This window comes from Nostoc sp. UIC 10630, from assembly GCF_010747425.1.
GTDB lineage: Bacteria > Cyanobacteriota > Cyanobacteriia > Cyanobacteriales > Nostocaceae > Nostoc.
Genome location: NZ_JAAGOG010000259.1, coordinates 1 through 9,282, shown reverse-complemented (window position 1 = coordinate 9,282; position 9,282 = coordinate 1). Strand labels below are relative to the sequence as shown.

The 9,282-nt window shown below is 43.6% G+C and carries 8 protein-coding genes; 4 read left to right on the top strand and 4 right to left on the bottom strand.

Translation table 11 applies throughout. From position 1 onward, the window contains the following. From G1O98_RS33870 to G1O98_RS33860, 3 genes are all read left to right on the top strand, one after another. A partial coding sequence (locus G1O98_RS33870; RefSeq protein WP_163937889.1) for a DEAD/DEAH box helicase occupies nt 1–2,564 on the top strand: 2,564 nt, incomplete at its 5' end. Next, nucleotides 2,561–3,397 (top strand): nucleotidyltransferase domain-containing protein, encoded by an 837-nt coding sequence (locus G1O98_RS33865; protein WP_163937886.1) that lies wholly within the window; start codon nt 2,561–2,563, stop codon nt 3,395–3,397. The genes G1O98_RS33870 and G1O98_RS33865, both read left to right, overlap by 4 nt. Nucleotides 3,398–3,501: 104 nt before the next feature. Then, a complete protein-coding gene (locus G1O98_RS33860; protein WP_163937884.1) occupies nt 3,502–4,338 on the top strand; it encodes an SWIM zinc finger family protein in 837 nt (278 codons plus the stop codon). A 208-nt stretch (nt 4,339–4,546) separates the two neighbouring features. Here the strand turns inward: G1O98_RS33860 and G1O98_RS33855 are convergent, their stop codons facing one another. The 4 genes from G1O98_RS33855 to psbD all read right to left on the bottom strand — a co-directional run bounded on the left by G1O98_RS33855 (nt 4,547) and on the right by psbD (nt 7,947). Then, the gene (locus G1O98_RS33855) at nt 4,547–5,179 is read right to left on the bottom strand and encodes a Uma2 family endonuclease (RefSeq protein WP_163937881.1); all 633 of its coding nucleotides are present in this window, start codon (nt 5,177–5,179) and stop codon (nt 4,547–4,549) included. A 21-nt stretch (nt 5,180–5,200) separates the two neighbouring features. Beyond that, on the bottom strand, nt 5,201–5,386 hold the full coding sequence (locus G1O98_RS33850) for a PCP reductase family protein (RefSeq protein WP_163937878.1): 186 nt from the start codon (nt 5,384–5,386) through the stop codon (nt 5,201–5,203). Nucleotides 5,387–5,516: 130 nt separating this feature from the next. Then, a complete protein-coding gene (gene psbC, locus G1O98_RS33845) occupies nt 5,517–6,908 on the bottom strand; it encodes a photosystem II reaction center protein CP43 (protein WP_114081127.1) in 1,392 nt (463 codons plus the stop codon). Further along, nucleotides 6,892–7,947, bottom strand: a complete 1,056-nt coding sequence (gene psbD, locus G1O98_RS33840; RefSeq protein WP_012409998.1) for a photosystem II D2 protein (photosystem q(a) protein) — start codon at nt 7,945–7,947, stop codon at nt 6,892–6,894. Before psbD ends, psbC begins: the two co-directional genes overlap by 17 nt. A gap of 681 nt (nt 7,948–8,628) precedes the next feature. On the opposite strand from psbD, the gene G1O98_RS33835 reads away from it, so the two are divergent. Next, a complete protein-coding gene (locus tag G1O98_RS33835; RefSeq protein WP_114081711.1) occupies nt 8,629–9,198 on the top strand; it encodes a photosystem I assembly protein Ycf4 in 570 nt (189 codons plus the stop codon). Nucleotides 9,199–9,282 lie beyond the last annotated feature (84 nt).

Genomic DNA, 9,282 nt, shown 5'->3' with positions numbered 1-9,282 from the left:
GGGGACTGGGGACTGGGGAGGAGTTTTCCCAATCCCTAATCCCTAATCCCCAATCCCTACTTTATGTAAACTTCCCTACTGAACCTCAAGAATTACTTTTGGGATTTCTCAACAGTACGATAGATACGCAAGTGCGAGGGATGGTAGGTTCTCAGCCTCCAATGGAAGCTAAGGCGATGGCATCTTTACCAGGTGGGGTGCGACAGTGGTTGCAAGCTTTAACTAGTGAATCTAGTACAGTTAACGCAGATACTATTGAAGTGGAACGACTGGAAGCGGCACTGAAGGCTTGGACGATGCCGCTACAGTACCAATTAACTCTTAAAACTCTATTTCGCACCTGTTTTCAACTGCGTTCTCCAGAGTCTGGCGAAACAGATTGGACATTGGCGTATTATTTGCAAGCGGCTGACGATCCTGAGTTTTTGGTGGATGCGGCAACTATTTGGAACAATCCAGTTGAACGATTGGTTTATGAAAATCGGACAATTGACCAACCACAGGAAACCTTTTTGCGAGGTTTGGGGCTAGCTTCTCGATTATATCCAGCGATCGCACCCAGTTTTGAAACCGAATATCCTCAATCTTCTCGGATCACCCCTATGCAAGCTTATGAGTTTATCAAAGCTGTAGCTTGGAGGTTAGAAGACAGTGGTTTGGGAGTAATTTTGCCTCCCAGTTTAGCAAACCGCGAAGGATGGGCGAATCGTTTAGGTTTGAAAATTACTGCCGAAACCCCAAAGAAAAAGCAGGGACGCTTAGGGTTACAAAGTCTACTGAATTTCCAATGGCAATTGGCAATTGGTGGGCAGACTATTTCTAAAGCTGAGTTTGATAAACTTGTGGCTTTAAATAGTCCGCTAGTGGAAATTAATGGCGAGTGGGTGGAATTGCGACCTCAAGATATCAAGACAGCCCAAACCTTTTTTACCACTCGCAAAGACCAAATGGCGCTTTCCTTAGAAGATGCCTTGCGTTTTAGTACAGGAGATACCCAGGTAATAGAAAAATTACCAGTCGTCAGCTTTGAGGCATCTGGCGCGTTGGAAGAGTTAATTGGGGCGTTAAGCAATAATCAAGCGATCGCACCTTTGCCCACACCAACAGGCTTTAAAGGGCAGTTACGACCTTATCAAGAACGTGGTGCTGCTTGGCTGTCATTCTTAGAACGCTGGGGTTTGGGTGCGTGTCTTGCCGACGATATGGGACTCGGAAAAACCGTGCAGTTCATTGCTTTTCTGCTGCACTTGAAAGAACAAGATGCGCTAGAAAATCCAACACTGCTAGTTTGTCCAACTTCGGTTTTAGGCAATTGGGAAAGGGAAGTCAATAAATTTGCACCAAGCCTGAAAATTTTGCAATATCACGGTGACAAACGCCCAAAAGGAAAAGCGTTTTTAGAAGCAGTGAAAAAGCACGATTTAATCGTTACTAGTTACTCGCTTCTTCATCGAGATATCAAGTCATTGCAAAGTGTCTCCTGGCAGATAATTGTTTTAGACGAAGCCCAGAATGTGAAAAACCCAGAGGCAAAGCAGTCAAAAGCAGTGCGAGAATTAGAAGCGACATTTCGTATTGCGTTGACGGGGACACCAGTAGAAAATAGGCTGCAAGAACTTTGGTCTATTTTAGATTTTCTCAATCCTGGCTATTTAGGCAATAAGCAATTTTTCCAGCGTCGGTTTGCCATGCCAATTGAAAAGTATGGTGATACGGCTTCTTTGACTCAATTACGTTCATTAGTGCAACCATTTATACTGCGGCGATTGAAAAGCGATCGCGACATCATTCAAGATTTACCAGATAAGCAAGAAATGACCGTATTTTGCGGTCTAACTGGTGAACAAGCTGCACTTTATCAACAAATTGTAGAACAATCTTTAGTAGAAATAGAATCTGCTGAGGGACTGCAACGTCGGGGGATGATTTTGGCTTTACTAATCAAACTCAAACAAATCTGCAATCACCCAGCACAATACTTGAAACAGGCGACATTAGAACAACATAATTCAGCCAAACTTCTGCGGCTAGAAGAAATGTTAGAAGAAGTTTTAGCCGAAGGCGATCGCGCTTTAATTTTCACACAATTTGCTGAGTGGGGTAAGTTACTTAAACCCTATTTAGAAAAACAGCTTGGGCGAGAAATATTCTTTTTATATGGCAGCACCAGCAAAAAGCAACGAGAGGAAATGATCGACCGTTTCCAACACGACCCGCAAGGGCCACCGATTATGATTCTTTCTCTAAAAGCCGGTGGAGTAGGACTGAATTTAACACGAGCAAATCATGTATTTCACTTTGATAGATGGTGGAATCCAGCCGTGGAAAATCAAGCCACAGATAGAGTATTTCGCATTGGTCAAACCCGGAATGTGCAAGTACATAAATTTGTTTGCACAGGCACTTTAGAAGAAAAAATTCATGACATGATTGAAAGTAAAAAACAACTAGCTGAACAAGTTGTAGGTGCGGGAGAAGAATGGTTGACAGAACTAGATACAGATCAACTTCGCAACTTACTACTACTTGACCGCAGTGCAGTAATTGATGAGGATGAAGGATGAAACTTAATGCAGACGAGTTGAATTCAGCACGTCAACATTTACTTAAGAAAGTCGTTGATTATTTTATAGTGAAAAAAGGTGTTGAGGCTTTATTCATTCAAGGATCTATAGCATCAGGGACAACGGATGAATTCTCTGATATTGATTTTAGAGTTGTTGTTCAACCAGAATTATACGAGCAATTTCTTGATGAGCGTTTTTCTGCTCCTAAATATTGGGGAGAATGGCTATACAATGAGTGGCCAGCAGGAGTTCGATGGGTTTGCGTCTCTCACTTCTATCCATTTAATAAAATCGATGTCCTTTACTACTACCCAGAGAATCTTCAGCCCTCCCCTTGGTACTTACAACCTGTTCAAGTTATTTATGATCCTAAAAAGTTAATACACCAAGTTATTGAAGCTTCTTCTGGCTTAGAGTTTACACTAGATGTTGATGAGGTGAATCGACTGATCAGCAAAGGGCTAGCACAAGCCGAGGAAGTATATCGTCGAGTCATGCGTGGAGAACTTTTCTATGCACAATCACTGCTGAACAATTTTCGCGGAAGCATGATGCAAATTGACGATTATTTCCTCAAAAATCCTTCTTCCATGTCTCCATCTGCTCACTTTGAACAGCGCGGCAGTCAGATATTAATTGAGGTTCTAAAACACTCCTACCCTTCCCTAGATCAGACATCTATTCTTAATGCATTGAATGCTTTACTCAATAGATATCAATATCAAGTAATGAACCTTCACGACATGCTGCGGTTAAATCGAGATGCAAAAACTGATTTGCATTGGATTAATACACTCATTAATTTATCTGGGGGTAGTTTTAAGTTTTGAAGAAACACTTGTAGCGGTATAGTCTTGTTTCTAGTATTTGCACTCCTAAATTCATAATTAATTACTGAATTTCAATATTATCCAAGAATATTAAATGTAAAATCATGACTAATTACACATTACAAGCAAGCCGAGAATGGTGGTCACAACAATGGCTAGATTTGCTAGATTCCTATCGTTTTAAAAAACGTTTAGAACGTGCCAGAAACTATGCTCGTCAAGGAAATGTTTTGAGCATAGAATTTAAAGGTGCAAAAGTATTAGCTAGGGTGCAAGGTAGTGAAGTAGAACCTTATAAAGTTTCCCTTTCTCTTGAACCTTTTAGTGATGAACAATGGGGTTATGTAATTGAAACCATGTCTCAAAGGGCAATTTTTGCTGCAAAATTACTAGCAGGAGAAATGCCACAAAATATAGAAGAAGTCTTCACGGCTAATGGTCTTTCGATATTTCCATTTACCCTTGGTGATGTCCATAGTAAATGCTCTTGTCCTGATAAAGCAAATCCCTGTAAACATATTGGTGCGCTGTACTATCAGTTAGGCGATCGCTTCAGTGAAGACCCCTTTGTACTATTTCAATTGCGCGGACGCACCAAAGAGCAAATTATCAGCGATTTACGCCAATTACGTAGTGCCAAGATTAAACCTAATACTACAGAAACACCCGATATTCAACAGTCAATTCCTAATAACAAATATTCAGTAAAAATTGATTCTTTCTGGCAATACAATGAGCCACTAGAGTCATCTTTGGTAGTGATTGCGCCGTCTACTAACGAAATGGTATTAGATGTATTAGGAGCAATCCCCCTAGCAAAGGAAGAAGAAAATGCAGTAAATTCAACTTCGAGTGATGTGGTGATGAAGTTTTTGAATACAGTTTACAGAGATGTCAGCCAAAAGGCTTTTTTAACTGCAATGAATGTGGGAGGAAGTTGATCGTAATTCGTAATTCGTAATTCGTAATTCGTAATTCGTAATTCGTAATTCGTAATTAGCTCCGTGTGCGACTTTCTTTCAAACCTAACCCCCAGCCCCTTCCCTGCAAGGGAAGGGGAGCAAGAATCAAAGCCTCTCTCCGTTTCGGGGAGAGGTTTGGAGAGGGGTTCCAAGAATAAGTTGTATATCGCGTTAATTATGAATTAGGTTAATTGGGTAGTTCAATATTTACCCATTCCCGCACCGCCCGACGAATTCCACGTCTGCCATCTGCCCGATTTTGCTCAATCAGTTTCGGCAAGTCCCGAATTACTAAAGTAGAAAATACCAAACTGTTCTCTGACTCGATATATTCCCCATTTTGCAGTAGATAAATCTTGAGTTCACCGGAATCATAACACCAGAGTTCTGGTACTCCCAAGCGGGCATAAATGGGAAAACGATTTAAAGACTTATTGGTAACATCAATTTCCAGTGCCAAATCAGGCGGTGGGTCTTGTCTCAAATCTAGATCCAATCTACCGCGAATCGCAGCTTCATTCTGGAAATAGAAGCAGTTATCTGACTCTACCCCTGCCATTCGACTTTCTCGCTTCCAGGTAGTCGAACCATAACTTTCATAGTCTAAATCCAGCACATCAGCGATTTCTTTGACCAAATCGCTAATTACCTCTTTGTAATGTTCATGTTCAGGTAAAGGTGTGATAATTTCTAAGGTAGTGCGATCGTAAGCTAACCTTGCTGCCCGATGCTCTCCCAAGTCTTTTAAAAGATTTTCAAACTGTTCCCAGCTAATGTCGTAAAGCATTACTCGGTCTGCACGATTTTTGGCGACTGTCATTGTTACGACCTCCAGAATATTTTATTGTCCAAACTCAAGCCTAGCCTGTTCTACTAAATCACCGGTAACAAGCTCTTGTCCTGCTTCACGGGCTAGTTGTTCAATTCTGGCTTTAGCTTGAGAGCGGACAAAAAAAGGAATATTTTGTAATTTTTCCTTAGCTTCAGATGTCCATCGTAAAGCATCAATAAAATTGGAATCGCTCATGGTATTAATGACCTTGGTAAGTCGTTCACTTTAATCAATAGATTACTAATTTTCCTATAAAAAAAGCCCTTGCTTTTACGCAAGAGCTTTTAAATTATTTAGTTGTCAGTGATGAAATAAACTTTACAACCTAATCTAGGTCGTCCATGAACATCACTGGCTCAGTATCACGGTTAATTCCTTTCTCAAAACCACCAGCAGCAGCCCGTGCGCGACCAGCGTGCCACAAGTGACCAACTAGGAAGAAGAATCCTAGTACGAAGTGAGAAGTCGCCAACCAAGCGCGAGGAGATACGTAGTTGAAGGAGTTAATTTCAGTAGCCACACCACCCACAGAGTTCAAAGAACCCAAAGGTGCGTGAGTCATGTATTCAGCAGCGCGACGAGCTTGCCAAGGCTGAATATCATTCTTGATTTTTTCCAAGTCAAGACCATTGGGGCCACGTAGAGGCTCCAACCAAGGGCCACGGAAATCCCAGAAGCGCATGGTTTCACCACCGAAGATGATTTCACCAGTTGGAGAGCGCATCAGGTATTTACCTAGACCTGTGGGGCCTTGGGCAGAACCGACGTTAGCACCCAAGCGTTGGTCACGAATCAAGAAGGTCAAAGCCTGAGCTTGAGAAGCTTCTGGACCAGTAGGACCAAAGAATTCGCTAGGATAAACGGTGTTATTGAACCAAACAAAGATTGAGGCAATGAAGCCCATCAGTGAAAGAGCGCCCAAGCTGTAGGAGAGGTAAGCCTCACCAGACCAGATAGATGCACGACGTGACCAAGCAAAAGGCTTGGTAAGAATGTGGAAAACGCCGCCAGCAATACAGATAAAGGCAATCCAAATGTGACCGCCGACCACATCTTCCAAGTTATCAACGCTGACAATCCAGCCTTCGCCACCGAAGGGAGACTTGATTACATAACCGAAGATAACTGCTGGGTTCAATGTTGGATTGGTAATAACACGAACGTCACCACCACCTGGTGCCCAAGTGTCATACAAACCACCAAAGAACATTGCCTTTAGAACCAACAGCAAGGCACCGCATCCCAAAATAATCAGGTGGAAGCCGATGATGTTGGTCATCTTGTTCTTGTCTTTCCAGTCGTAACCAAAGAAAGAAGAGTATTCTTCTAAGGTTTCTGGGCCACGAACGGCATGATAGATACCGCCAAAGCCAAGGACGGCTGAGGAAATTAGGTGGAGTACACCGACAACAAAGTAGGGGAAGGTGTCGATAACTTCACCACCAGCACCAACGCCCCAACCCTGGGTAGCGAGGTGAGGTAACAGGATCAAGCCCTGTTCGTACATGGGTTTTTCAGGAACAAAGTGAGCGACTTCAAACAAAGTCATCGCTCCTGCCCAGAATACAATCAAGCCAGCGTGGGCAACGTGAGCGCCCAAGAGTTTGCCGGATAGATTGATTAAACGCGCGTTACCAGACCACCAGGCAAAGCCAGTAGATTCTTGGTCGCGTCCAGTGCCGCCTAATATATTTGGTCTATTAGAGAGCGTTACCACGTGGTAATACCTCCTCAGGGAATACAAATTGTTCGTGGGGTTGATCTTGAGGAGCCATCCAAGCGCGGATACCCTCGTTCAGCAAAATGTTTTTGGTATAGAAGGTTTCAAACTCAGGGTCTTCCGCCGCCCGTAATTCTTGGGAGACGAAATCATAAGCTCGCAGGTTGAGTGCTAAACCGACGATGCCGACGGCACTCATCCACAAACCTGTGACTGGCACGAACAACATAAAGAAGTGCAACCAGCGTTTGTTTGAGAAAGCAATCCCGAAAATCTGTGACCAGAAACGGTTTGCTGTCACCATTGAATAGGTTTCTTCAGACTGGGTTGGATTGAAGGCGCGGAAGGTGTTAGCACCATCACCGTCTTCAAACAAGGTATTTTCAACTGTGGCTCCATGAATGGCGCACAATAAAGCACCACCCAATACACCAGCAACACCCATCATGTGGAAGGGGTTGAGTGTCCAGTTGTGGAAGCCTTGCAAGAATAGCAGGAACCGGAAAATTGCTGCTACGCCAAAGCTGGGTGCAAAGAACCAGCTTGATTGTCCCAAGGGGTACATCAGAAATACACTGACGAATACTGCAATGGGAGCTGAAAAGGCGAGGGCGTTATAAGGACGGATTCCTACTAGACGCGCAATTTCAAATTGCCGCAACATGAAGCCAATCAAACCGAAGGCTCCGTGTAGGGCAACGAATGGCCACAAGCCACCCAGTTGGAACCAACGGGTGAGGTCGCCTTGGGCTTCTGGACCCCACAACAGCAATAGGGAATGTCCCATACTGTCGGCGGGGGTGGATACTGCCACTGTTAGGAAGTTAGCACCTTCTAGGTAGGAGGAGGCTAATCCGTGGGTATACCAAGAGGTGACGAAGGTGGTGCCGGTCAGCCAACCGCCTAGTGCTAGGAAGGCGCAGGGGAACAACAGTATCCCTGACCAACCTACGAATACGAAGCGATCGCGCTTGAGCCAGTCGTCTAGAACGTCAAACCACCCTCTACTGGGCGCACGTCCAACTGCGATGGTCATCGGACTAAAATCCTCTTTTTTTACTAAAATTGCAACGTTTCTAAGGCAATACGGAGAGCCAATGTAACCGGCTGCCGTGAGGAATTAACGTTTTTTTTGACAATCTCAATAGCTTAAAAGCGACTGAGATTCTGAGAATTTGCTGACCTGTGGAATCAGCATTTCTCTTTCTTTATGCCATTACACGTACCATCGGCTAGTAATCTAGCTTGTGGTAACTTAATGATTCTTAACTTATCACACTACTCAGGGTTTTTGCCTGACACACAGAAGCAAATCAGGCATGAAACACGAACCTTATAAATAATATGAATATCAGAAATTTTACAATTTGACACAACTTTTCTCAGAAATGTAAGAAAATTTAGTCTAGATGGACGTAGGTAGGTAACTCATTCCCAAGAGGTCAAAAAGAGGTAGGGGGAAGGGAAGAAAGAATTTTTATCCGCCAGTGAGTAAAGAAATCATATAATGTCCCCCTCACAAATAAATTATATGGGTGGCAGGAGGCAGGAGCGCAGCTGAGTTTTTGTCAACAATGTTTGGTAAAATAATCAAGCAGCAGACCCTCTAAAGTGTTCTTTAGTTGAATGACTAGCCTTCAATTTAGTCAAGTTCTGTGTAGTAGCATTCAGTGTGCGAGTATTTCACAGCGAGTATCTCACAGGCAATTGTAGTTCAATGACGACATCAACAACGATTAACAAAGGCGATCGCCTCCTGCATCAAAATGTTCTCGGTTCTCGTCGGTTCAGTAACTACTGGTGGGCAACTATTGTTACCTTGGGAGCAAGCGGCTTTTTACTGGCTGGGATATCCAGCTACTTAAAAGTTAATTTACTCATAGTTTCCGATCCAACTCAACTAGTATTTGTCCCCCAAGGATTGGTGATGGGGTTATATGGTGCTGCTGGCTTGCTATTAGCCACATACCTATGGCTAGTGATTTTATTGGATGTGGGTGGCGGCTACAACGAATTTAATCAGGAAACTGGCACAATCAAAATCTTCCGTTGGGGTTTTCCTGGCAAAAACCGCCGAATTGAGATTGATAGCCGCATAGAAGATGTGCAATCTGTGCGAATAGCTGTCAAAGAAGGTCTTAATCCCCTTCGCGCCCTTTATCTACGCATTAAGGGGCGGCGAGATATTCCCTTAACACGGGTTGGACAACCCTTATCTTTAACAGAGTTAGAAACAGAAGGTGCGAAGTTAGCCCGCTTTTTGGGAGTATCGTTAGAAGGGCTTTAAGTAGATAGGGCATAGGGCATAGAGCATGGGGCACAGGAGGCAGAGGTGCGGGGGGGCAGAGGTGCAGTGGGGAAAGACTGCCTG